Here is a 23,406-nt window from a genome sequence, read left to right on the forward strand (position 1 = left end):
TCCACCGCGGCCCTCATCATGTCCGGGGCACGAAAGCCCGGGGCACGAGAGTCACGTCCGCGGGCGGCCGATGCCGGCGCCGATCTCCTCGATCATGGCGTCCACCCGGCGGGCCAGCCGCACGTCTAGCTCCGTCACCGCGCCGACCGCCACCGTCCGCACCACCAGGACCAGCCCGTCGGGGGTCTCGTGGCACTGGGGCTGGCGGCCGGTCTCGGCCTTGACCCGGTCGAGCGCGCGTCTGACGGCCCGCAGGTTCTCCGGCGGCAGCGAGACGACCCACCGCAGCCCGTTCCGGTCGCCGCTCCACCGGGGCAGCGCGGCCAGCGCCGAGGCGATCTCGTCCTCCGTCAGCGGCGCGCTGTGCCCTCTGGGCCCGGTGACGCCGCCGCTGCCCGGCGGCTCGAAGAGACCGCGCACCTGCTCGGGGATGCGCAGCCGGGCGACCAGCCCGGGATCCTGCTCGGCGAGCGCCGCCAGCACGGCCTGCGCCCTGATGCGGGCCTGCTCCGGAGGGCGGCGGCCGAGCAGCGCGACCTGGCGGACGAAACCCTCCTGGGTGCCGTCGTTGCGCGGACGGTCCAGCGCGAAGTCGTTCGTCAGCTCGGGCGGCAGCGCGTCGACCAGCTCCCGCCGGTCGTCCTCGTCGAGCGAGCGGGCCAGCGCGGTCAACGTGGCCTCGGCCGCGGCCCGCGCCCGCCCCGCCTCCAGCCCCGTCATGCGGCCGATCGCATGGAGCATCTCCCGGTATTCCATGGTTTCCCCCCGGATCCGGTGTTCAGGCTCCACGTTCCCAGGCCGGGGGAGCCGACACCTCCAGCAGGGACCACACGACGGCCGGGGTGAGCGGCACGGACGTGACCCGTTCCGCGATCTCCGGCAGCGCGTCGGCGACCGCGTTCGCGATGGCGGCGGGCGGGCCGATCGTGCCGGACTCGCCCACGCCCTTCATGCCGCCCGGCGTCACCCCCGAGGGCGTCTCGGTCATCACGACCTCGATGTCCGGCACCTCGCGCGCGGTCGGCGGCAGGTAGTCGATGATCGGCTGCCCGTCGTCGGTGTAGACGATCTCCTCCGTCAGCGCCATGCCGATGCCCTGAGCGACGCCGCCGAGGATCTGCCCCTCGACCACGGTGGGGTTGACCAGCACGCCGGAGTCGTTGACCACCCAGTAGCCCTCGACCTCGACGGCCCCGGTCTCCGGGTCGACGGCCACGGCCGCCGCGTGCGCGCCGTAGGCGAACGTGTAGGCGGACGGGTCGTAGCTGACCCGTTCCTCCAGGCCGGGGGCGAGACCGTCGGGCAGGTCCCAGCCGCGCCAGGCCGACGTGGCCAGCTCCCGCAGCGCCACCGACGCCCGGGGGTCGCCCTTGACGCGTACGGCGTCGCCGTCGAGCACCAGGTCGGCGGGGTCGGCCTCCAGCCGGTGCGCGGCGATGGCGAGCAGCTTGTCGCGCAGCCGGGCGGCGGCGCGGGTGAGCGCCGCGCCGCCGAGCGCCAGGGACCGGCTCGCCACCGATCCGACCGACGAGTACGGCGTCGCCGCCGTGTCGCCCAGCACCACCCGCACCCGCTCGATGGGCACCCCCATGTGCTCGGCCGCGAGCTGGGCCAGCGTCGTCTCGATGCCCTGCCCGATCGAGACCACCCCGGACGACACCACGACCGACGCGTCCTGCTCCATGCGCAGCACCGCCGTCTCGTAGCCGCCGGCCTCCATGCCCATGGCCTTCAGGTCCATCGACGGGCCCATGCCGGTGGACTCGACGTGACACGAGTACCCGACGCCGCGCCTGCGCCCGTCGGTCGCGCCGACCGGCCGCACGAGCTCGCACAACGTCCGCAGCGCGCGCGGGTAGTCGCCGGAGTCGTAGGTCTGGAAGACGCGCGTCGTGTACGGCAGCTCCTCCGGCCGCAACATGTTGCGCAGCCGCAGCTCCACCCGGTCGAGGCCCAGCCGTCGGGCCGCCTCGTCGATCAGCCGCTCCCTGGTCAGGGTCGCCTCGGGCTGGCCGAAGCCCCGGTAGGAGCCGGCCGGCGTGGTGGTGGTGACCACCCCGCGCACCCGTACGGCGACCCGGTCGAACCGGTACGGCCCCGGCAGCAGCGTGGCCGTGACCGCGAACGTCGAGGCGCCGACGTTCGACAGGTGGCCGCCGAGGTCGCCGAGCACGTCGACGTCCATGGCCACGAACCGCCCGTCGCCGTCGAGCGCCAGCCGCGCCCGGTGCACGGCCTCGCGGGCGGGCAGCGTGGCGAACAGCCGGTCGCCGGGCGACTCCGTCCAGCTCACCGGGTGACCGTGGGCGCGGATGGCGGCCAGGCACACGAGCGCCTCGTCGGGGTAGACGTGTTCCTTGGCGCCGAACCCGCCGCCGGTGTCGTGGCTGACGACGCGCACCCGGTCGTGGGCCAGCCCGAACGCGTCCGCCAGGTGCTCGCGCACGTGGTGGGGCGCCTGGGAGGAGATGTGCACGGTCAGCTCGTCGTCGGCGTACGACGCCACCACGCCGCGCGGCTCCAGCGGGTACGGCGACAGCCGTCCCATCCGGAACGTCATCTCGACGACGTGCTCGGCCCCTTCGACGGCCGCCGCGCAGTCGTGGTCGCCCATGGTGAAGTCGGTGAGCACGTTGCCGCCCACCTCCGGGTAGAGCAGCGGCGCGCCGTCCTCGAGCGCCCGCTCCACCCCGATGACCGCGGGCAGCTCCTCCAGCTCCAGGTCGAACAGGTCGGCGGCGTCCCTGGCCGCCTCCGGCGTGCGGGCGACGACGACGGCGAGCGGCTGGCCCGCGTACCTGATGGCGTCGTCCAGCACCGGGTAGGAGGTGAAGGGCTGGCCGGGGAGCACGTTCACGCAGGGCAGGCGGAGATCGGGCGCGTCGGCCGGGGTGATGACGTCGAGGACGCCGTCGGCCGCCCAGACCGCCTTGACGTCGCAGCCCAGCAGCCGGCCGTGCGCGATGGGGCTGCGTACGACGTGGGCGTGGACGGTGCCAGGCAGCCGGACGTTACCGACATACCTGCCTTTTCCGGTCAGCAGTCTGGCGTCTTCCCGCCGCGGCGTCCGCGCGCCGACATATCCCTCTGCCATGGCCTGATTGTGAGCGCCGGTCGGCGGCCGGTCCAGACGATCCGCAGGGAAAGGGCACGTCAGCGGGGGTACTGATGCAAACGTTCCTGCCTTATCCGGATTTCGTAGCCACGGCGGCGGTGCTCGACCCGCTGCGGCTGGGCAAACAGCGGGTCGAGGCCCTGCAGATCCTGCGCGCCCTGACCGTCCCCGGCTACGGCTGGCGCCATCACCCGGTGGTGAAGATGTGGACCGGCTACGAGGAGGCCCTCGTACGGTACGGCCTGGAGATGTGCGCCCGCTGGTGCGCGATGGGCCGGCCCGATACGTGCGCCGCGACGATGACGGGCGAGCTGGCCGAGCTCCTGGGCACGGACCGCGTACGCACCCAGGCCGAGCTGGCGGCGGACGGCGAGCTGCCGCCGTGGCTCGGCGACGAGAAACTCCATCTCAGCCACCGCTCGGCCCTGCTCCGCAAGAACCCGGCCCACTACCGCCCCCTGTTCGGCGACGCCCCGGACGACCTCGACTACGTCTGGCCCTCCTCCGACCGCCCACGCCGGCTCTAGCGGGTCCCCTCACGACCGGGGAGCCCGCGCCGCCGCCATCACGCGCGTGAGCTGCAGGAGGCCGCCGCCGAACAGGGCCACGCCCATCGGCACGTGCAGGGTGGTCACGCCCGCCATGCCGAGGGCCATCGCCCCTACCGTGACCAGCAGCAGCGCCGCCGCCGGCCAGGCGAACCTGGCCGAGCCGCCCCCGGGCCGCCACACGAGAAGCGCGACGACGAGGTGCACGAGCCCGATGACGACCAGCGCCTGCCCCGACGTCTCGTGCAGCGCCCGCCCGCCGGGCGAGGACAACAACATGCCCGCCGTGACGGCCTGGAACAGCAACGCGGCGACGTGCAGCACGACCACGGCCCGCAGCGCCTGCAGCCACCGGACGCCCCACGCCGCCCGGGTGGCCTGCCGCGCGCTCACGACCGCCCTCCGGCGTACGGCATCGTCGCGGCGAGCCGGGGCTCCAGCGCCGTGGTGGCGGTGATGGCCGCGAAGGCGAACAGGCGCACCACGTCCTCGTCTGGGCGGTCGCCGCGCCAGGCGGCGACGTCGGCGTCCGTCACGCGGTACGGGGCCAGCGCGACCAGCAGGGCGAGCCGGGCGCCCGGCCGGTCCCCGGCGGACAGCGACGCCAGCGGCCCGTCCAGCCAGGCGCCGCTCATCGGCGGGTGCGTCCCGTCCCAGGCGGCCACCGTGTCGGCGACGACCGCGCGGGCGGCGCCGGAGAGCAGCTCCCCGCCCGCCTCCGCCACCGCCCGCAGCACGGCGTACGCGGCCCCGAGCGGGGTGCCCGCCGCCCAGGCGGGCTCGGGACGGGCGGGCAGCCCCTCGACCAGCGGCAGGCTCGCGCCCACGGGCAGCTCCCGGCGGACGGCCCCCGCCAGCGCCCGGCCGCCCGCGCTCCTGACCAGGCGCGAGCGCTGCAGCCCGGCCGGGAGCAGGTCGTCGGTGAGCAGCGCCGACACCATCCGGTTGATGAAGTGGAACGCGAGCGCCGTCCCGAGGTACCCGGCCGCCGGGTCCGGCGCCGGGCCGCCGTCCCGCGCCCAGGCCAGCAGCGCGGCGTGGAACGGGTCGCCGGGCGTGCCTCCCCCGGCCACGACCTCGGCGAGCCGGTGGTCGCCGGTGGCGTGCAACAACGTCGTGTGCGCGTCCACGCAGAACGGGCACCGGTTGGCCATCGACACCCCCAGCGCGACGACCTCCTTGGCGTTCCTGGGCTCCCGCCCGGCCAGCAGCGACTCCCGCAACATGGCCCAGGTCGCGGCGAGCACGTCCGGCGCCGGCGACAGCGTGCGGAAGACCGGCATGCGGGCCATGCCGAAGTCGTCGGCGAGCTGGGCGTAGACGCGGGCGGTCCGCCCGGTGGCGTCCCGCGCCCCGACAGGTGTGACGTAACGGAATCGGCCGGCCATCACCGGCCTCCTGCTCGGATCGTCTCCATGACGGCCATCGTGGTTTCCCGGGCCGCGACCGGGCGTCGTGCCGGGGAAGACACCTGGCCTTACGGCCGGGGGCGCACGGCCGGGGCGCGTACATCGCCGGGAGTAGTGCGGGCCTCCGCCTCGATGCCGATGACCTCGCGGCGAACGCGTTCTACTGTTCAGGAATGACCTCTCTGCCTGGATGGCGCCCCCTGGCCCTGGACGGCGCCCTCGCCGCCGTGGTCGCCGTCCTGCTCGCGGTCACGGTGCTGGCCATCCCCGGCGCGGGGGCCCTCGACCTGGCGGCGGTGCTCGTCGGCGCGGCGTCGCTCGTGGCCTGGCGGCGGGCGCCCCTGGTGTCGCTGCTGGTCGCCACGCCGTGCATGCTCGTCCTTGCCGTGCGGGTGGAGCCCGGCCCGCCGGCCGCGTTCCCGGTGCTGCTGGCGGTGTTCGCCGTCGTGCGGGCCGGTCACCTGCTGCCCGCGGCGCTGGCGGGGGCGGTGTTCCTGGGCGCGAGCCTGGCAGGCAACCTGGCCGCCGCCGCCCCGGGCCGCGACCCGCAGGAGATCCTCCAGGACACGACGCTGCTGCTGGGCTGGTTCGTGGCCGCCGGGGTGGCGGGCACGGTGAGCCGGCATCGGCAGGCGTACCTGGAGCAGGTCGAGCAGCGCGCCCTGGAGGCGGAGCGGACCCGCGAGGAGGCCGCGCGCCGCCGGGCGGGCGAGGAACGGCTGCGGATCGCCAGGGAGCTGCACGACTCGCTCACCCACAGCATCTCGGTCATCAAGGTGCAGGCGGGGGTGGCCGTGCACCTGGCGCGCAAGCGCGGCGACGAGGTGCCCACGGCGCTGCTCGCCATCCAGGAGGCCAGCGGCGACGCCATGCGCGAGCTGCGCGCCACCCTGGAGGTGCTGCGCGACCCCGAGGATCCGGGCGCCGATCACGGGAGCGGGCTCGACCGGCTGGGCGACCTGGTGAAACGGGCCCGTTCGGCCGGGCTGCCGGCCACGGTGACGGTCTGCGGCGAGCGGCGCGAGCTGCCCGCCGAGGTGGACCGGGCCGCGTACCGGATCGTGCAGGAGGCGCTCACCAACGTCACCAGGCACGCCGGCGGCGGCGCCGCGTCGGTGCGCATCGACTACGGCGGCGCGGAGCTGGTCGTGCAGGTGGACGACGACGGCCTGGCCACCCCGGGCGAGCCGCACGTGCCCGGCGTCGGCCTGACCGGCATGCGCGAGCGCGTCACGGCGCTCGGCGGCCGGCTGCTGGCCGGCCCCCGCCCCGAGGGCGGCTTCTCCGTACGCGCCGAACTTCCTCTGGGGGACCCCTCGTGATCCGGGTGCTGCTCGCCGACGACCAGGCGCTCATCCGCGCCGGCTTCCGCGCCCTGCTGGAGGCGGAGGACGACATCGAGGTGGTGGCCGAGGCCGCCGACGGCGCGCAGGCCGTCGCCCTCGCCCTCGAACACCGCCCGGACGTGGCCCTCGTGGACGTCCAGATGCCGGTGATGGACGGCATCGAGGCCACCCGGCGGATCGCCGCCGACGAACGGCTGAACGGCGTCCACGTGGTCATCCTGACCAACTTCGGCCTGGACGCGTACGTCTTCGACGCCCTCAGGGCGGGCGCGGGCGGCTTCCTGGTCAAGGACACCGAGCCCGCCGACCTGCTCCAGGGCGTCAGGGTGGCGGCCCGCGGCGACGCCCTGCTGTCGCCCGCGATCACCCGCCGACTGATCGGCGAGTTCGTCGCCCGCCGTCCCGAGCCCGATCCGGAAGGGCTGGACGTGCTCACCAACCGCGAGCGGGAGGTGACCGCGCTGGTGGCCCGCGGCATGTCGAACGACGAGATCGCCGCCCACATGGTGATCAGCCCGACCACCGCCAAGACTCATGTCAGCCGGGCGATGACCAAGCTCGGCGCCCGCGACCGCGCCCAGCTGGTGGTCCTCGCGTACGAGTCGGGCCTGGTGACCCCGCGCGCCCGTCCTTGAGGGATACTTCCTGATGTAACAGCCCGAATAGGGGCATGGGGGGCATTGTGAGCATCATTTCGCGCGGTTTCCACGGCAGACGCCGAGACGCGGGCGACCGGCTCCCGCCCGGCCAGTACCTGGTCGAGGACTTCCCGGTGTTGTCGGCGGGTCCGACGCCGCGCGTCCCGCCCGAGCGGTGGGAGTTCGCCATCGACACCGAGGCCGGCGTGACCCACCGCTGGACGTGGCCGGAGTTCCTGGCCCTGCCGCAGGAGAGGCCGACGGTCGACATCCACTGCGTCACCGAGTGGTCCAAGCTGGACACCTCCTGGGAGGGCGTCTCCCTGGACACGCTCTTCGAGGACGTCGACACCGCCGCCGACTACGCGCTCGTCTACTCCTACGGCGGCTACACCACCAACCTGCCGCTGGAGGACCTGCTCGACGGCAAGGCGTGGATCGTGCACCGCTTCGACGGCGAGGAGTTGCAGCCGCAGCACGGCGGCCCGGCCCGGCTGCTCGTGCCGCACCTGTACTTCTGGAAGTCTGCCAAGTGGGTGCGCGGCATCCGCCTGCTGGACGAGGACCACCCCGGCTTCTGGGAGACCGCGGGCTACCACAACTACGGCGACCCCTGGCGCGAGCAGCGCTACGAGGGCGACTAGTGCGCCGCCTGGTCTGGCGGGCGGCCGAGCTCGTGGGCAGCACGCCCGAGACCGCGACCGCGCGCACGCTGCGCTTCCGGGTGCCCGGCTGGCCGGGACACCTGGCGGGCCAGCACGTCGACGTCCGGCTGACGGCCGAGGACGGCTACCGCACGCAGCGCAGCTACTCGCTGGCCGGCCCCGCCGACGGCGAGCACGTCGAGCTGACCGTGGAGGACGTGCCCGACGGCGAGGTGTCGCCGTACCTCACCGAGATCATGGAGGCCGGCGACCAGGTCGAGATCCGCGGCCCGGTGGGCGGCTGGTTCGTCTGGCGGCCGGACAACGACCGGCCGGTGCTGCTGGTGGCCGGCGGGTCGGGCATCGTGCCGCTGATGGCGATGATCAGGACGCGCCGGCAGGCGGGCAGCCGGGCGCCGTTCCGCCTGCTGTACTCGCTGCGCGGCCCCGACAGCGTCTACTACGCCGACGAGCTGCGCCGCCCCGACCCCGGGCTGGACGTCTCCTACCTCTACACGCGCTCCGCGCCGGAGGGCGTGTCGCGCCCGGCGGGCCGCATCATGCTCGCCGACCTGGCCGAGGGCGGCTGGCCGGCCGCGCACGCGCCCGACTGCTACGTGTGCGGGCCGACCGGATTCGTGGAGGCGGCGGCCGACCTGCTCCTCGCGCTGGGACACGCGCCGGAGCGCATCAGAACCGAACGTTTCGGCCCTACCGGAGGCTGACATGACCGCAGAGCACCTCGACGGCAACACGCTGGCCGGCCCGCTCGGCGAGATCTTCGCCGTGGACGTCACCACCGCCACCGGCCGCTGCGCCAACTGCGGCCTGACCGGCCCCATCGGCTCCCTGCACGTGTACGGCCCCGACCCCGGCCTGGTCGGCCGCTGTCCCGGCTGCGACGAGGTGATCCTGCGGCTCGTCCGCGGGCCCGGCGCGGCCTGGCTCGACCTGCGGGGCACGGTGACGCTGCGGGTCGACCTGCCGGACTGAGCGCACGGCGCTGACCTGGACTGAGTACACTCAGGCCCGTTCAACGGCTCTCGGCGCGGTGGCCCGGAGCCTCATCCCTTTGGGAGTCACGTGAGCAGCGGGCTTGTCGACGCGCCGCCCTCCGAGCCCGGCGCGCCGCCCAGACGGCGGCGCCACTGGGTGCGCTGGGCGGTCGGTGTCACCGTGGTGGTCGTCCTGCTGGTCGCCGGGGTGGCGGTCGGCGTCACCGCCCGGCTGACGAGCAACGTCACGCACGAAGACGTCAGCGCCGAGGACCTCGGCGCCACCCGCCCGCCCAAGGTCGCGACGTCCGCGATGAACGTCCTGGTCGTCGGCTCCGACCAGCGCGACGGGAAGAACGCGAAGTACGGCCACGACATCGCCGGCGAGCGCACCGACACGATCATGCTGGTCCACGTGTCGTCCGAGCGTGACAACGCGATGGTGGTCAGCTTCCCGCGCGACTCGCTGGTGCAGCTGCCCGCGTGCCGCGCCACCAAGAGCTTCCCCGGGCAGCGCGCCCACCTCGGCATGATCAACGAGTCGTTCAACTCCGGCGGCATCGGCTGCACGTGGAAGACGATCGAGTCGCTCACCCGCATCCACATCGACCACTACGTGAAGGTCGACTTCACCGGCTTCAAGAGCATGGTCAACGCCGTCGGCGGGGTCGAGGTCTGCCTGCCGGAGCCCGTCGACGACAAGAAGGCGCTGCTCCACCTGCCCGCCGGCCGCCAGACGCTCGACGGCGAGCAGGCCCTCGGCTACGTACGCGCCCGCTACAGCCTCGGCGACGGCTCCGACATCGGGCGCATCCAGCGCCAGCAGATGTTCATCGCCTCGATGATCAAGAAGATCCTGAGCGGGGACACGCTCACCAACCCCGCCCGGCTCTACGAGGTGCTCAACGCCGGCACCAAGGCCGTCACGACCGACAGCGGCCTGACCCCCGGCGTCATGTTCGACCTCGCGAGCAGCCTGAAGGGCATCGACGCCGGGAAGATCCGCTTCATCACGACCCCGTGGCACTACTCGCTGACCCAGCCGGGCCGCGTCGAGTGGGTGCAGCCGCAGGCCAACCGGTTGTTCCAGATCGTGGCCAAGGACCAGAGCGTCGAGGGCGTCAAGGGCGGCCAGGCCAAGGTCGGCCGTTCCAAGATCACCATTGAGGTGCGCAACGGCACCTGGCGCACCGGCCTGGCCGCCGAGGTGGCCGCGTTCCTGGAACAGCGCGGCTACCACATCGCCAAGGTGGGCGACACCGCCCGTAAGCCGCAGGCCAGGACCACGATCCTCTACGGCCCGAACGGCGAGACCCGGGTGCCCACGCTCTCGGCCGACCTCCTCGCCGACACCCCCCGGAAGCTCCCGGCCGCGCGGACCAACCGGCTCGTGCTGGTGATCGGCGACGACTGGAAGGGCCTGAAGGCGCAGCGCGCCGACGACACCGAAGCGATCAAGGGCTTCGACGCCACCCACGACACCTGCGCCGCCTGACGGCCGCTGTCAGCGTTTGAGAGCACTGTCAGCGTTTGAGAGCACTGTCAGCGCTTCAGGGCACGGTGAGCGCCCGTACGGGCGAACCCGTGCCCCGCGAAACGGACCCGCGTCAGCGCATGCGTTCGGGGTCTTGCTCGGACGGCGTGGGCGGGTAGATCTCCTCGCGTCGCCCGTCGGCGCCCAGCTCCTCGCGAAGCCGGTCGTAGTCGATGTTGTGGTTGGCGTACTTCAGCTGGCGAGCGACCTTCGTCTGCTTCGCCTTGGCTCTTCCTCGACCCATGGCTACTCCCTAGTCCCCGCTGTCATGCTACCCAACAAGGTTACGACTTGAAGAATTATGCAACTGCGCTGGATTAGTCTGGACGATATGCACGTGGAGGTCTATCAGGCCAAGGCCGACTTCTTCCGAACGCTCGGCCACCCCGCTCGCATCCGAGTGTTGGAGCTACTCCAGGAAGGGCCGCTTCCCGTCAGGGATCTCCTGGCCCAGATCGACATCGAGGCCTCGAGCCTCTCCCAGCAGCTCGCCGTCCTGCGCAGGGCGGGCATCGTGAGCGCCATCCGTGAGGGCAGCACCGTGGTCTACACCCTGGCCACACCCGAGCTGGCCGATCTGCTCGACGCCGCCCGGCGCATCCTCACCGACATGCTCGCCGACCAAGGGGCCCTGCTCGCGGAGCTGCGAGCCGAGGTCACCTAGACCGGCGTACGCGGGCACCTCGTCGCCGACGGCGACGAGGTGCCACGCCGTGCGGAAAGGGGGGAAAGTCCGATCGGTTAAGCTCTCGGCCATGGTCTCCGAGCTCTTCGATCCCAAGGCGTGGCAGGCCGTCGAGGGATTCGGCTTCACCGACATCACCTACCACCGGGCGGTCGACCAGGGCACCGTACGCGTCGCCTTCAACCGCCCGGAGGTGCGCAACGCCTTCCGCCCGCAGACGGTCGACGAGCTCTACCGCGCCCTCGACCACGCCCGGCAGACCACCGACGTCGGGTGCGTGCTGCTGACCGGCAACGGCCCCTCGCCCAAGGACGGCGGCTGGGCCTTCTGCTCCGGCGGCGACCAGCGCATCAGGGGCAAGGACGGCTACCAGTACGCCGACGGCTCGGCGGCCACCGGGCGGCTGCACATCCTCGAGGTGCAGCGGCTGATCCGCTTCATGCCCAAGATCGTGATCTGCGTGGTGCCCGGCTGGGCGGCGGGCGGCGGCCACAGCCTGCACGTCGTGGCCGATCTCACCCTGGCCAGCGCCGAGCACGCCCGTTTCAAGCAGACCGACGCCGACGTGGCCAGCTTCGACGGCGGCTTCGGCTCGGCCTACCTCGCGCGGCAGGTCGGGCAGAAGTTCGCCCGCGAGATCTTCTTCCTCGGCGAGACCTACAGCGCGGCCGACGCCCACCGCATGGGCATGGTCAACGCCGTGGTGCCGCACGCCGAGCTGGAGGCGACCGCCCTGGAGTGGGCGCGCAAGGTCAACGGCAAGTCGCCGACGGCGCAGCGCATGCTCAAGTTCGCCTTCAACGCGGTCGACGACGGGCTGGTGGGCCAGCAGGTGTTCGCGGGCGAGGCGACGCGGCTGGCGTACATGACGGACGAGGCGGCCGAGGGGCGCAACGCGTTCCTGGAGAAGCGGGAGCCCGACTGGTCGCCGTACCCCTGGCATTTCTAGATGCGGATCAAGGTCCCCGAGGCGCTGACCGCGTCCCACGTGAAGTGGGACGGCGAGGCCGGTCGCGCCTGGTCCGCCGGGCTGCCCGCGCTGGCGGAGCGTTACCTGGAGGAATGGGACCTGCGGCTGGACGGCGAGCCGCGGCACGGCGTGGTGTCGCTCGTGCTGCCCGTCGTCCGCGCCGACGGCGCCCGCGCGGCGCTCAAGCTCCAGCCGGTCACCGACGAGAACGTCACCGAGGCCCCGGGGTTGCGCACGTGGGCGGGTGACGGCAGCGTGCTCCTGCTCGACGCCGACCCCGCGACCGGCACGCTGCTGCTCGAACGGCTCGACGCCGACCGCTCCCTGGGCTCCGTGCCCGACGTCATGGAGGCGCTGGACGTCCTGACCGGGCTGCTGCGCCGGCTGGTGGCGCATCCCGCCCCCGAGGGGATGCGCCGGCTGGGCGACATCGCCCAGGGCATGCTGGACGACGTGGACGGCGCGCTCGCCCGGCTGCGCCGCGAGAGCGACCGCGAGTGGCTGCGGCGGTGCGCCGGGGTGGTCGCCGAGCTGGTCCACGAGCCCGGAGACCGGCTGCTCCACTGGGACCTGCACTACGAGAACGTGCTCGCCGCCGACCGGGAGCCGTGGCTGGCCATCGACCCCAAGCCGCTGGCCGGCGACCCCGGGTTCGACCTGTTGCCCGCGCTGCACAACCGCTGGGACGAGGTCGTCGCGACCGGCGACGTGCCGCGCGCGGTGCTGCGCCGCTTCGACTTCATGGTGGACGCGCTCGGCCTCGACCGGCGGCGGGCCGCCGGCTGGACGCTCGGCCGCGTGCTGCAGAACTGCCTGTGGGACGTCCAGGGCGGCGCGGGCGAGCTGCCCGAGGTCCAGCTCGCCGTCGCCGAGGCCCTGCGGACCAGATGGTGATCAGAGGGTGAGCACGACCTTGCCCCGCCCGTGGCCGGTCTCGATCTCGCGGTGCGCCCCCGCAGCGTCCTCCAGCGGGTACGCCCGGCGCACCGGGAACGCGAAGGCGCCCTCGGCGTACAGGGCGGCGTAGCGGCCGAGGCGTTCGGCGGTGCGCTCCCCCTGGACGACCCGGACGCCCAGCTGGGCCGCCTTGCCGTGCTCGACCAGCGTGACGATGCGGCGGCGGCCGGCGACCAGCTCCAGCGAGACCTCCAGCGCGTGGCCGCCGGCGCCGTCCAGGGCCGCGTCGACACCACCGGGGGCCAGCGCGCGCACCCGCCCGGCCAGCCCCTCCCCGTACACCACCGGGACGGCGCCCAGAGCGCGCAGGTGGTCGTGGTTGACCTCGCGGGCGGTGCCGATCACGGTGGCCCCGCGCCGCCGCGCGATCTGCACGGCCGCCGTGCCCACCGCGCCGGCAGCGCCGTGCACGAGCAACGTCTCGCCGTCGGCCAGGTCGATCCCGTCGATCGCCAGCTCGGCCGTCTGCACGGCCGCGGTCAGCCCGCCGGCCACCTCCCACGGCACCGCGGCCGGCTTGGGCGCCACGTCGGTCGCGGGCACCACGACGTACTCGGCGTAGGAGAACAACCGCGAGAACCCGAGCACCTCGTCGCCCGCCGCGACCCCGCTCACCCCGGGCCCCACCTGGTCCACCACGCCCGCGAACTCGTTGCCCGGGATGCGCGGGTAGGCCACGTCCGGCAGGTACGGAGGCAGCCACCCCGCCCGTACGGCCGCGTCGAACGGCTGCACGCCCGCCGCCCGCACCCGGACGCGGACCTGCCCCGGCCCCGCCTGGGGAGCAGGCAGCTCCATCACTTTCAGCACTTCAGGGCCGCCCGGTTCGGCGAACGCCGCCGCTCTCATCAGTTCCGTCATGGGTCCGAGCCTGCTACCTCAAGCGCGGTTGAGGTCAACCGCGGCGAGGTTTCACGTAAAACATCAGTGCTCCTGGCGCACCACCGCGTGGGCCGCGGCGACGGTCCCGGGGTCGGCCGGCACCAGCGGGAGCCGTACGTCCGGCGTCGGGATGAGGCCCTCGGCGTGCAGCACGCCCTTGATGGCGGTCGGGTTCGGGGCGGTGAACAGGGCGGCGGAGAGCCGGGCCAGCCGGTGCCCGAGCGCTCTGGCACGGGCCGCGTCGCCCGCCTGCCAGGCGTCCACGAGGTCGGCGAAGGACCTGGTGGCAAAGTGGGCGGAGGCGAGGATGCCGCCGGAGGCGCCCAGCGCGAGCAGCGGCGAGACGAAGACGTCGTCGCCGCCCAGCACGTCGAAGTTCTCCGGCAGGTCGGCGAGCAGGTCCACCGCGTCCTGGTCGATGCCGCCCGCGGCGTACTTGACGCCCGCCACCATCGGGTGGGCGCCGACCTCGCGCAGGGTGGCGGCGCCGACGGCCTGGCCGGTGCGGTAGGGGATGTGGTAGATCACCAGCGGCACCGGCGTCTCCTCGGCCAGCGCCTCGAAGTGCGCGACGACCCCGCGCTCGCCCGGCCGCAGGAAGTACGGCACCGTCACGAGCGCCGCCCCGGCCCCCTCGGGCAGGTCGCGCAGCGCACGGGCCGTGGAGCGCGTGTCGTTGCCCGTCACGCCCACCGTGAGCAGCGCCTGCCGCTCGGCGCACACCCGCGCGCACACCTCGATCACCCGCGCGCGCTCGGCGGGGTCGAGCGCGGCCACCTCGCCGGTGGTGCCCAGGGCGACCAGCCCGGCCGCGCCTTCGTCGAGCGCCCGGTGGGCGAGCTTCTCGACCGCGTCCAGGGCGACCTCGCCGGACGCGTCGAACGGGGTGACCAGCGGTACGTGGATTCCTCTCAGCATGCTTCGAGCGTGCCGCCCGGCGACCCGTTAGGTCCAGCGCCGATTTCTTCGTTCCAGCTTAAGCTTGTCTTATGCTCGACCCGCGCAAGCTCCACCTGCTCCGCGAACTCGCCCGGCGCGGCACGATCGCCGCCGTCGCCGAGGCGGTGACGTTCACGCCCTCGGCGGTCTCCCAGCAGCTCAGCGCCCTGGAGCGGGAGGCCGGGGTGCGGCTGCTGGAGCGCACGGGCCGCACGGTGTCGCTCACCCCGGCCGGCCACCTGCTGGTGGAGCACGCGCACACCGTGCTCGAACAGCTCGAACGCGCCTCCGCCGCGCTCGCCGCCGCCCGCGGCGGGCCGTCGGGGCCGATCCGGATCGGCGCCTTTCCCACGGCCGCCCGCGTGCTGCTGCCGCCCGCGCTGGCCGGGCTGACCGGCGCCCACCCCGGGCTCGTGCCGATGGTCTCCGAGATCGACCCGGCCGACGTCTCGGCGGCGCTGCGGGCCGGGGAGCTCGACGTGGCCCTCGTGCACGAGTACGACTTCGTCCCGCCGGTCACCGACGCCTCGATCGAGACCGAGCCGCTGTTCGCCGAGGCGATGTACCTCACCGGCCGCCCCTCGGTCGCCGCCGCCCGCGACGACGCCTGGATCACCAACAAGCCCGGCACGCTCTGCCACACCATGGCGATCAGGGCCTGCCAGGCGGCCGGTTTCGAGCCCGACGTACGCCACCACGTCGACGACTTCGACACGGTGCTCGCCTTCGCCGCGGCCGGTCAGGGCGTCGCGATCGTCCCCCGCCTGGCCGCCACCGCCCCGCCGCCCGGTGTGACGCTCACCCGCCTGCCGCTGGGCCGCCGCACCCTGGCGGCGTTCAGGAGGGGGAACGGCGAGCACCCCGCCATCCGCGCGGCGGTCACCGCCTTCCGCGACGCCGTGCCCCGTCTGCCTCTCAGGTGAAGTGCATGACGATGGCCAGCCCGACGAGGTGCATGGCCGCCACCGCGGTGAGCAGCGCGACGAAGACGAACTTGGCCGGGCCGTGCTCGAAGTGCTTGCCCTCCTTCAGGGGAGGCAGCTTGGCCTGGCGCTCGGCGATGCGCTCCTCCAGCGGCTTGCGGTGAAACATGAGGTCGTCCCTCCCGGGCTCGATGGGAGTACCATCTATTTGCACGCTATTAGTTGGTGCACAAATTAATCTAGCAGGAGCAGTCGGAGGCGTGGACACATGGAGCCTGTGACAGAGGCGACAGATCTGCTGAAGCTCGACCGGCAGGTGTGCTTCGCGCTCAGCATCGCCTCACGCAGCGTGATCGGCCTGTATCGGCCGCTGCTGCAGCCCATGGGGCTGACCCACCCGCAATACCTGGTCATGCTGGCGCTCTGGGAGAGCGAGCCCCTGTCGGTCAAGGAACTGGGCGAGCTGCTCCAGCTCGACCCCGGCACACTCTCCCCGCTGCTGAAGCGGCTCGAAGCGCTCGGCTACGTCCACCGCGAGCGCAACAGCCATGACGAGCGCACCCTCGCCGTGACCCTCACCCCCGTCGGCCGCCGGCTCAGGGCCGAGGCGGAGAAGATCCCCCCGGCCATCGTCGCCCGCCTCGGCATGGACATCGAGGAGCTGGAGCACCTGCACACGTCGCTGATGCGCCTGATCGCCGCGACCCAGCGCTCCTGACCGTTCACGGCTTCAGCAGCCCTCTGACCAGGTCGGCGAAGCTCGCGGCCAGTCTTTCGTGCCCGCCGGCCCGCAACAGGCTCGCGACCGGCTCCATGTGCAGCGTGCCGAGCAGCATGTGGGCGATCAGCTCGGCGTCGGCGTCCGGCCGCGCCTCGGCGATCAGCCCGGACGCGTGGCGATGCCAGAACACGTAGATCGGGTTGGCCTCCCGCGGCTGCTCGGACTTGCTGGTCAGCACGGCGTGCTCGTGCGCCGCCATCAGGTTGCCGTTGCGCGCCGCCAGCTCGGCCACCGCCTCGAGGAACGCGACCAGCCGCTCTGAGGGCGCCGCGCCGGGACCGAGGGGCGGCGGGCCCTGCGTGACGGCCTCCTCCAGCTCGCGTGCCCGCTCGCTCATCAACGCGCGCATCAGGCCCGTACGGCTGCCGAACCGGTGGAAGACCGTTCCCTTGCCCACGCCCGCGGCGGCGGCGACCCGCTCGACGGAGACCTGCTCGGGCGGGTGCCGCCGCAGCAGCTCCTCGGCCGCCCGCAGGATCGCCCGCCGGTTGCGCGCTGCGTCGGCCCGCTCTCGACGTTCCATCCGGCCATTCTTTCGGATGGACAAACTTGACCGGTGGTCCATATATTAACTGGACCATTGGTTCAATTGAGGGAGTGTCCCGCGATGCGTGCGATCGTCCTGACCGGGACCGGCGGCCCCGAACGGCTCCAGCCGGCAGAGCTGCCCCGCCCGCGGCCGGGAGAGGGCCAGGTCCTCATCCGCGCGCAGGCCGTCGGCGTCTCCTACGCCGAGACCCAGATCAGGGCCGGCGTGCTGCCGTTCCCGCTGTCGCCGCCGGCCGTGATCGGCGCGGAGGCGGCCGGCGAGGTCGTGGAGGTCGGGGCAGGGGTGGCGCGGGACCTGCTCGGCCGCACGGTGGTGGGCGTGACCGGCGGCGTCGGAGCGTACGCCGAATACGTGGTGCTCCCCGCCTCCATGGCGTGCCCGGTGCCCGACGGGGTCACCCCCTCGCAGGCGCTGGCCGCCGCCGCGCCGGGCGCGATCGCCCTCGCCCTGCTCCACCGCGCGCGCCTCGACGATGGGGAGACCGTCCTGGTGGAGGCGGGCGCCGGCTCGGTGGGCACGTACCTCGTGCGGCACGCGAAGGAGTTCGGAGCCGGACATGTGATCGCCACGGCCGGATCGGCCGCCAAACGGAGCCGCGCCCTCGCGTACGGCGCCGACACCGTCCTCGACCACGGCGCACCCGGCTGGCCCGCACGGCTCCCCGACGTGGACGTCGTCTTCGAGTCCATCGCCGGGCCGTCGGCCCGGCAGGTGCTCGACCGCCTGACCCCGGGCACCGGCCGGATGCTCTACTACGGTCTGCTGAGCGGCGAGCCCGCCGCCGTCACCGCCGCCGACCTCATGGAACGCGGCGTGACGATCATCGGTTGCGGCGGGCCCGGCTGGGCCGCCCGGACGTTCGGCGTCCATTACCCGGAGATGCTGACCCGGCTGGCCTCAGGCCGCAGCGAGGCCTCCATCGGCCGCACGCTCCCGCTGGAGCAGGCCGCCGAGGCGCACCGCCTCGTCGAGGGCCGTGCCGTCGAGGGCCGGGTCCTGCTCGTTCCCTAGGGTCAGAGAGGGCCGAGGAAGGAGCTCGGTTCGGCGTCGAGGTCGAGCGTCGCCAAGGTGCCGAGCAGCCGGCGTTCTTCGTACCGGAAGTGCGACTCCATGATCGCGGAGATGCCGACCAGGTGGAGAACCAGCTCGTTCGCCGGCGCGCCCGCGTCGAGCGCCTGTCCGAGCTGCTGGAGCAGCCACGCGATCATGCTGTGGTCCTGCTCCAGCTTCGCGATGACAGGCCGCAGGTCGGGATGGCGCGCGGACAGCGCCTGGAACAGCCCGGTGTCCTCGCTGACGTGGTGCCCGCTCAGCGCGGCGCAGAAGCCGTGGCAGTACAGCAGCAGGTCACGCGGGAGAACGGCCTCGCCACCGTCGAGGGAGTCTCTCGCGACGCGAAGCGCTGCGCGGAGCCGCTGGTGGGCGGCCGTCAGCTCACGGTCCCAGGCGATCAGCCGGTTGTCGTCGCCCTCACGCACGGGTGGGGGCCGCGGAAAGGGTCATCGTGACCGCCTTCCTGGTCGGACGCCTCCATGCCTGACGCAGCCCGTCACCGGCACGCGACGCTGCACGCATCCTAGCCCAGCACGCCCCCAGGCCCCGGCCGAGCACGGCCCCGATCCGGCACGGCCTCCAGTACGGCCCCCGGCCCTAGCCGAGCACGGCCTTCAGGACGGCGGTGGTGCCGGCCGGGTCCGTGTCGTAGTCGCCGGCCGTCACCGCCACGACCAGGTCCTCGCCGGGCACGACGACGAGCCGCTGACCGCCGTTGCCGATGCACTCGAGCCGCTGGCGGTCGCCGGTGACGTACCACTGGTAGCCGTAGGCGAAGTCGCCCTCGATGGTCACCCGGGGGCGGGTCATCTCCTCGATCCAGCCGGCGGGGACGAGGTCGCGGCCGCCGTCGAGCACGAGTCGTCCGATGGCGGCCAGGTCGAGCGGGCGCAGCCGGAGGCCGGAGGCGGCCATGACGACCCCGTCGCCCCCCTTGACCCACTGGTGCCGGGTGATCCCGAGCGGCCGGAAGAGGCGCTCGGCGGCGTACGCGTCCACGGGCATCCCGGTGCCCCTGGTGATGAGCTCGCCGATCAGGGCCGTCGCGCCGCCGCAGTAGGTCCGGCGCTTCCCGGCCTCCTCGACGACCGGCCGCTCCAGGACGTACCGGTGGCGGTCGGGGGCGAGCTCCATGGCGACCTCGCTGTTCTCCGGGCCGGTGTAGGGGGCGTCCTCGTTCCAGTCGAGGCCGAGGGTCATGGTGAGGGCGTGCTCGACCGTGATGTAGGCCCGCGCCGGGTCGGCCACCAGGTCCGGATATTCCGGAAATTGTGCCACAAGGGGCGCGCCCGGCTCGGGCACCAGCCCCTCGCTCAGCGCGATGCCGTACACCAGCGCCACCACACTCTTGGAGACCGACCTGACGTCGTGCAGGGTCTCGCGGTCGAACGTGATCCGCCCCAGAGGCTCGCCGAGCCGGAAGTCGGCCCCGGCGCCGTACCGCTCCAGCACCACCTCGCCGCCCCGCATCACCACCAGCCCATGCACCCGGGACGCCTTCCCGCCGGCGAACACCGCCTCCACCCGCTCCACCATCGCCACGACCCACCTCCGAAGTGCCCTCATCGTGCCACAACCCTCAGTAAGGTGGATTCTTACTTAGATTGGTTCTTACTTTGGAGCGGCCCTATGGCGAGCGAGTTCACGGGTCGAGCGCACGATCTCCGGCTGCTGGACGACCAGCTACGTCTCGTCACCGAGAGGAAGCTGACGACCAGAGGCAGGGCCGTCATCATGACGGGCCGTCGCCGGGTCGGGAAATCGCGGCTCGCGCAGGAGTTCTGCGACCGTTCCGGGCTCCCGTACCTCGTCTTCCAGGCCTCACGCGGCCGGGCGCCCGCCGCCGAGCGCGCCGACTTCGTCGACACCATCGGCTGCGCCGGGCTTCCCCACGCCGAGCTGGTGCGCGGCGCCCGGCCCCGGGACTGGAACGAGGCACTGCGAGTCCTGGCCACGGCGGCCGGCGACGACCCGTGCGTCGTCGTCCTCGACGAGGTGCCCTGGCTCGTGGAACAGGACCGAGAGTTCGAAGGAGCCCTCCAGACCGCCTGGGACAGGTTCCTGTCGGCCAGACCGATCCTGCTGATCCTCGTCGGCGGCGATCTCACGATGATGGAGGCGCTCCAGGAGTACGGGCGCCCGTTCTTCGGCCGGGCCACTCAGATGACGGTCAGACCGCTGCACCTGGGCGACGTCGCGGAGATGACGGGCCTGTCCGCGGCCGACGCCGTCGACGCCCTGCTCATCACGGGCGGCTTCCCGGAAATAGTCCGCTCCTGGGAGCCGGGCACGTCCCGCGGCGACTTCCTGAGCCGGAGCCTCGACTCCCCGCTGTCGCCCCTGCTCGCCGCGGGCCAGCTCACGCTTTTGGGCGAGTTCCCCGCGGGCGGCCACACCAGAACGGTGCTGGAGGCCATCGGCACGGGCGAACGCACCTTCGCCGGCATCGCCGCCAAGGCGGGAGGAGCGTCCCCGCTCCCGTCAGGGACGCTCGCACCCATACTCGCCACGCTGACCGCGAAGCAGGTCGTCGCCGCCGAGCTCCCGCTGTCCACGCGGCAGGACACGAAGAACCGGCGATACCGCGTCGCCGACCACTATCTCCGCTTCTGGCTGGCGTTCCTGCGGCGGGCGATCGGCGACAGCGAGCGTGGCCGTCCTGACCTGGCGCTGCGGCGCATCGAACGATCCTGGACGACCTGGCGGGGCCGGGCCGTCGAGCCTCTCGTCCGCGACACGCTCGCCAGGGCCCTGCCGGACGACACCTGGCCGGAGACGGAGGAGGTCGGCGGTTGGTGGAACCGCCGGAACAACCCCGAGATCGACCTCGTCGGCGCGGACAAGGGCCCTGTCGCGGGGCGCGTGCACTTCGTCGGATTTATCAAGTGGCTCGACAACCGGCCGTTCGACCGCCACGACTACGACCAGCTCGTCCGCGCCGCCGCCGTCGTGCCCGGCACGAGCGACGACACCCCCCGCATCGCCGTCACACGCGCCGGCGCGGCGCCCGATCTGCCGCTGGATCAGGTCTGGCGGCCGGACGACCTGCTCGCCGCCTGGGCGGGTTGAGAGTCATGACGCCTGATGCACACCGTCGCACCAGTTCTCCACAGGTGCGAGCCTTCCCCGTCCCCCGGCGGGGAAGGCTCGTCACACAGGGAGGCCATGCTTGACACCCCTGTCGTGGTGGGCCAATCTTCCCTACTTTGACAGTAGTGTCAAAAATGCGAGCCCCGCTCAGGAGGCACGTTCGGCGGACGTCAACGGGGCCGCGATCGACTCCAGGCTCCTGCGCTCGGCCTTGACCCCGAGGAACACCTCCACCAGCCCCGCCGCGATCATCACCACGCCGCCGATCGCGAACGCGAGCGCCGTGTCCCCCGGCACCCCGCTCTCCACCAGCGTGGAGAAGACCAGCGGGCCCGCGATGCCGCCCGCCGCCGTCCCGACCGCGAAGAAGAACGCGATGGCCAGCGCCCTGGTCTCCATGGGGAAGATCTCACTGACCGTCAGGTACGCCGAGCTCGCCCCCGCCGAGGCCACGAACAGCACCGCCGACCAGCACGCCGTCAGCGTCACCGCGGTGAGCACGCCCTGGTCGAACAGCCACGCGGTGCCCAGCAGGAGTACCCCCGACCCGATGTAGCAGGCCGAGATCATCGGGATGCGGCCGACGGTGTCGAAGAGGTGGCCGAGCAGCAGCGGCCCGAGGAAGTTGCCCACCGCGATGACCGCGAAGTAATAGCCGGTGTGCGTGTCGATCTGGAAGAACGTCGACAGGATCTGCGCGTACCCGAACGTGATCGCGTTGTAGAGGAACGCCTGCCCGATGAAGAGCGACAGCCCGAGCACCGTGCGCTTGGGGTAGAGGGCGACCATCGTGTGCGCGATGCGGACGAACCCGATCGACTTGCGCTGGTGCACGGTGATCTCGTACTCGGGCTCACGCAGTCTCTCGGGGCCGATCTCGCGTTCGACGCCCTCGACGATCTGCTCGGCGTCGCGACCGCGGCCGTGGATGAACAACCAGCGCGGGCTCTCCGGCACGTGCCGGCGCACCAGCAGGATGGCCAGCCCCAGCACCACGCCCAGCCCGAACGCGACCCGCCAGCCGATGTTGACCGGCAGGTCGTTGAGCAGCGGCACGGTCAGCAGCGCGCCACCCGCCGCGCCGAGCCAGTAGCTGCCGTTGATGATGATGTCGATGCGACCCCGGTGCCGGCTCGGGATGAGCTCGTCGATGGCCGAGTTGATGGCCGCGTACTCGCCGCCGATGCCGAAGCCCGTCATGAACCGGAACAGGAAGAACCACCACGCGCTGAACGAGAACGCCGTCATCAGCGTGGCCACCAGGTAGACGACCAGCGTGATGATGAAGAGCTTCTTCCTGCCGTACCGGTCGGTCAGCCAGCCGAAGAACAGCGCCCCCGCGCAGGCCCCGGCCACGTAGAGCGCGGCCGCCACGCCCGCGACCTGCGCCTGGGTGATGTCCAGGCCGCTGCCCGGCTTGGCCAGCTGGGCGGACAGGTTACCGACGATGGTGACCTCGAGCCCGTCGAGGATCCAGACGGTGCCCAGCCCGATGACGATCATCCAGTGCCAGCGGGACCATGGCAGCCGGTCCAGCCGCGCGGGCACCTTGGTGGTGACGGTGCCGGTCTCCACGTCGCTCATACCGACCTTCGGATACCCGGAAGACGACCGGCAAACGTGGCCTATCCGCTGGGCTTCACGGCCTCGACGAGTTCCGTCCGCGCCCACGGGCCGCCGTACCAGTGGCGCCAGCCCAGGTCGCGCCGCCGCACGTCCCGCGCGCCGAGCCGGCGCAGGGCCGCCTCGTACGCCGCGGAGTGCCGCACGTCGGCGGCGACCAGCACCACCCCGCCCGGCCGCAGCACCCGGCACGCCTCCTCGACGGCCCGCTCCCCCACGGACGGCGTGCGCCCGCAGACCACCACGTCGAACACGCCGTCCTCGAACGGCAGGTCACGCGGGTCGGCCGTGACCATCTCCACCCGGTCGGCGAGCCCTTCGGCCTCCGCGTTCGCCCGCGCGGCGCGCCCCCGCCTCCGGTCGACGCCGGCGGCCCGGCCGGTCTCCAGCCGCCGGGCCGCGAGCAGCAGCACGGCGCCCCGCCCGCAGCCCAGGTCGAGCAGCCGCTCGTCACCGCGCAGCCGTCGCAGCTCCTCGTGCCAGACGGCGAACCTGCCGCGCCGCGTCGTGTAGAGCTGGCTCGCGGCGCTGGCCAGCGTGTACAGAGCCCCGAACAGGAAGACGACGCCCGGTGCTGGCACGTCGAGGACGAGCGAGACCGCCGCGAGCGCCAGCAGCAGGACCGCTCCGGCGAGCAGCCCGGCCAGGGCCCAGGGGGCGTCGAACCCGTAACTGCCGTGTCGTCTGTGCATGGTCACGTGGGAGCCCAAGGTGGTTTTGACGG

Annotated in this window: 27 protein-coding genes; 14 read left to right on the forward strand and 13 right to left on the reverse strand. The window is 73.0% G+C overall.

What is annotated here, in order from left to right:
- Positions 1–51 precede the first annotated feature (51 nt).
- Together C1J01_RS05780 and C1J01_RS05785 are read right to left on the reverse strand one after the other, a co-directional pair.
- Positions 52–756 carry a DUF2267 domain-containing protein gene (locus C1J01_RS05780; protein WP_111176792.1) on the reverse strand — a complete coding sequence of 235 codons (705 nt, stop codon included), beginning with the start codon at positions 754–756 and terminating at the stop codon, positions 52–54.
- A gap of 22 nt (positions 757–778) precedes the next feature.
- Positions 779–3,094 carry a xanthine dehydrogenase family protein molybdopterin-binding subunit gene (locus C1J01_RS05785; protein ID WP_111176794.1) on the reverse strand — a complete coding sequence of 772 codons (2,316 nt, stop codon included), beginning with the start codon at positions 3,092–3,094 and terminating at the stop codon, positions 779–781.
- Between the two features lie 74 nt (positions 3,095–3,168).
- Here C1J01_RS05785 and C1J01_RS05790 point away from each other — a divergent pair, with 74 nt between their 5' ends.
- Complete coding sequence (locus C1J01_RS05790; protein ID WP_111176796.1) at positions 3,169–3,642, forward strand: MSMEG_6728 family protein; 474 nt, start codon at positions 3,169–3,171, stop codon at positions 3,640–3,642.
- A 9-nt stretch (positions 3,643–3,651) separates the two neighbouring features.
- On the opposite strand, the gene C1J01_RS05795 is transcribed toward C1J01_RS05790, so the two are convergent.
- The gene (locus C1J01_RS05795; protein ID WP_220039757.1) at positions 3,652–4,056 is read right to left on the reverse strand and encodes a hypothetical protein; all 405 of its coding nucleotides are present in this window, start codon (positions 4,054–4,056) and stop codon (positions 3,652–3,654) included.
- Positions 4,053–5,051, reverse strand: coding sequence for a carboxymuconolactone decarboxylase family protein (locus C1J01_RS05800; protein ID WP_111176798.1), 999 nt, complete (start codon positions 5,049–5,051; stop codon positions 4,053–4,055). Before C1J01_RS05800 ends, C1J01_RS05795 begins: the two co-directional genes overlap by 4 nt.
- A gap of 194 nt (positions 5,052–5,245) precedes the next feature.
- Here C1J01_RS05800 and C1J01_RS05805 point away from each other — a divergent pair, with 194 nt between their 5' ends.
- From C1J01_RS05805 to C1J01_RS05830, 6 genes are all read left to right on the forward strand, one after another.
- On the forward strand, positions 5,246–6,394 hold the full coding sequence (locus C1J01_RS05805; protein ID WP_111176800.1) for a sensor histidine kinase: 1,149 nt from the start codon (positions 5,246–5,248) through the stop codon (positions 6,392–6,394).
- Positions 6,391–7,053, forward strand: coding sequence for a response regulator (locus C1J01_RS05810; RefSeq protein WP_111176802.1), 663 nt, complete (start codon positions 6,391–6,393; stop codon positions 7,051–7,053). The genes C1J01_RS05805 and C1J01_RS05810 overlap by 4 nt, the downstream gene beginning before the upstream one ends.
- 47 nt (positions 7,054–7,100) lie before the next feature.
- A complete protein-coding gene (locus C1J01_RS05815; RefSeq protein WP_111176804.1) occupies positions 7,101–7,700 on the forward strand; it encodes a sulfite oxidase-like oxidoreductase in 600 nt (199 codons plus the stop codon).
- Entirely contained in the window at positions 7,700–8,425 is a 726-nt protein-coding gene (locus C1J01_RS05820) for a ferredoxin reductase (protein ID WP_220039758.1), read from the forward strand. The genes C1J01_RS05815 and C1J01_RS05820 overlap by 1 nt, the downstream gene beginning before the upstream one ends.
- Position 8,426: 1 nt before the next feature.
- A complete protein-coding gene (locus C1J01_RS05825) occupies positions 8,427–8,693 on the forward strand; it encodes a DUF6510 family protein (protein ID WP_111176806.1) in 267 nt (88 codons plus the stop codon).
- A 90-nt stretch (positions 8,694–8,783) separates the two neighbouring features.
- Positions 8,784–10,190: an LCP family protein gene (locus tag C1J01_RS05830; RefSeq protein WP_111176808.1), complete on the forward strand. Its 1,407-nt coding sequence runs from the start codon at positions 8,784–8,786 to the stop codon at positions 10,188–10,190.
- 112 nt (positions 10,191–10,302) lie between these two features.
- Here the strand turns inward: C1J01_RS05830 and C1J01_RS05835 are convergent, their stop codons facing one another.
- Positions 10,303–10,473, reverse strand: coding sequence for a DUF3073 domain-containing protein (locus tag C1J01_RS05835; RefSeq protein WP_111176810.1), 171 nt, complete (start codon positions 10,471–10,473; stop codon positions 10,303–10,305).
- Between the two features lie 87 nt (positions 10,474–10,560).
- Between C1J01_RS05835 and C1J01_RS05840 the strand changes: the two genes are divergently transcribed.
- The 3 genes from C1J01_RS05840 (at position 10,561) to C1J01_RS05850 (ending at position 12,778) form a co-directional block, all read left to right on the forward strand.
- Positions 10,561–10,893 (forward strand): ArsR/SmtB family transcription factor, encoded by a 333-nt coding sequence (locus C1J01_RS05840; RefSeq protein WP_111176870.1) that lies wholly within the window; start codon positions 10,561–10,563, stop codon positions 10,891–10,893.
- Between the two features lie 91 nt (positions 10,894–10,984).
- Positions 10,985–11,863, forward strand: a complete 879-nt coding sequence (locus C1J01_RS05845; protein ID WP_111176812.1) for a 1,4-dihydroxy-2-naphthoyl-CoA synthase — start codon at positions 10,985–10,987, stop codon at positions 11,861–11,863.
- Positions 11,864–12,778: an aminoglycoside phosphotransferase family protein gene (locus C1J01_RS05850; protein ID WP_111176814.1), complete on the forward strand. Its 915-nt coding sequence runs from the start codon at positions 11,864–11,866 to the stop codon at positions 12,776–12,778.
- Here C1J01_RS05850 and C1J01_RS05855 read toward each other — a convergent pair whose 3' ends face one another.
- Positions 12,779–13,690, reverse strand: coding sequence for an NADP-dependent oxidoreductase (locus C1J01_RS05855; RefSeq protein WP_111176872.1), 912 nt, complete (start codon positions 13,688–13,690; stop codon positions 12,779–12,781).
- 75 nt (positions 13,691–13,765) lie between these two features.
- Positions 13,766–14,641 carry a 4-hydroxy-tetrahydrodipicolinate synthase family protein gene (locus tag C1J01_RS05860; protein WP_111176816.1) on the reverse strand — a complete coding sequence of 292 codons (876 nt, stop codon included), beginning with the start codon at positions 14,639–14,641 and terminating at the stop codon, positions 13,766–13,768.
- A gap of 71 nt (positions 14,642–14,712) precedes the next feature.
- Here C1J01_RS05860 and C1J01_RS05865 point away from each other — a divergent pair, with 71 nt between their 5' ends.
- Complete coding sequence (locus tag C1J01_RS05865) at positions 14,713–15,585, forward strand: LysR family transcriptional regulator (protein ID WP_111176818.1); 873 nt, start codon at positions 14,713–14,715, stop codon at positions 15,583–15,585.
- Here the strand turns inward: C1J01_RS05865 and C1J01_RS49610 are convergent.
- On the reverse strand, positions 15,578–15,754 hold the full coding sequence (locus C1J01_RS49610; protein ID WP_181448590.1) for a hypothetical protein: 177 nt from the start codon (positions 15,752–15,754) through the stop codon (positions 15,578–15,580). The genes C1J01_RS05865 and C1J01_RS49610 overlap by 8 nt on opposite strands.
- Positions 15,755–15,853: 99 nt before the next feature.
- Here C1J01_RS49610 and C1J01_RS05870 point away from each other — a divergent pair, with 99 nt between their 5' ends.
- Complete coding sequence (locus C1J01_RS05870; RefSeq protein ID WP_111176820.1) at positions 15,854–16,303, forward strand: MarR family winged helix-turn-helix transcriptional regulator; 450 nt, start codon at positions 15,854–15,856, stop codon at positions 16,301–16,303.
- Between the two features lie 4 nt (positions 16,304–16,307).
- Here the strand turns inward: C1J01_RS05870 and C1J01_RS05875 are convergent, their stop codons facing one another.
- On the reverse strand, positions 16,308–16,889 hold the full coding sequence (locus tag C1J01_RS05875; RefSeq protein ID WP_181448591.1) for a TetR/AcrR family transcriptional regulator: 582 nt from the start codon (positions 16,887–16,889) through the stop codon (positions 16,308–16,310).
- Between the two features lie 84 nt (positions 16,890–16,973).
- On the opposite strand from C1J01_RS05875, the gene C1J01_RS05880 reads away from it, so the two are divergent.
- Complete coding sequence (locus C1J01_RS05880; RefSeq protein WP_111176824.1) at positions 16,974–17,927, forward strand: quinone oxidoreductase family protein; 954 nt, start codon at positions 16,974–16,976, stop codon at positions 17,925–17,927.
- A gap of 2 nt (positions 17,928–17,929) precedes the next feature.
- Here the strand turns inward: C1J01_RS05880 and C1J01_RS05885 are convergent, their stop codons facing one another.
- Both C1J01_RS05885 and C1J01_RS05890 read right to left on the reverse strand, forming a co-directional pair.
- Positions 17,930–18,394: a hemerythrin domain-containing protein gene (locus tag C1J01_RS05885; RefSeq protein WP_111176826.1), complete on the reverse strand. Its 465-nt coding sequence runs from the start codon at positions 18,392–18,394 to the stop codon at positions 17,930–17,932.
- Positions 18,395–18,566: 172 nt separating this feature from the next.
- Complete coding sequence (locus tag C1J01_RS05890) at positions 18,567–19,535, reverse strand: serine hydrolase domain-containing protein (RefSeq protein ID WP_111176828.1); 969 nt, start codon at positions 19,533–19,535, stop codon at positions 18,567–18,569.
- A gap of 63 nt (positions 19,536–19,598) precedes the next feature.
- Between C1J01_RS05890 and C1J01_RS05895 the strand changes: the two genes are divergently transcribed.
- The gene (locus C1J01_RS05895) at positions 19,599–21,038 is read left to right on the forward strand and encodes an ATP-binding protein (protein ID WP_111176830.1); all 1,440 of its coding nucleotides are present in this window, start codon (positions 19,599–19,601) and stop codon (positions 21,036–21,038) included.
- Positions 21,039–21,206: 168 nt separating this feature from the next.
- On the opposite strand, the gene C1J01_RS05900 is transcribed toward C1J01_RS05895, so the two are convergent.
- Both C1J01_RS05900 and C1J01_RS05905 read right to left on the reverse strand, forming a co-directional pair.
- Positions 21,207–22,643 (reverse strand): MFS transporter, encoded by a 1,437-nt coding sequence (locus C1J01_RS05900; RefSeq protein ID WP_111176832.1) that lies wholly within the window; start codon positions 22,641–22,643, stop codon positions 21,207–21,209.
- Between the two features lie 41 nt (positions 22,644–22,684).
- Positions 22,685–23,374, reverse strand: a complete 690-nt coding sequence (locus tag C1J01_RS05905) for a class I SAM-dependent methyltransferase (RefSeq protein ID WP_111176874.1) — start codon at positions 23,372–23,374, stop codon at positions 22,685–22,687.
- Positions 23,375–23,406: the final 32 nt, after the last annotated feature.

The organism is Nonomuraea aridisoli, from assembly GCF_003236395.1.
GTDB classification, from domain to species: Bacteria; Actinomycetota; Actinomycetes; order Streptosporangiales; family Streptosporangiaceae; genus Nonomuraea; species Nonomuraea aridisoli.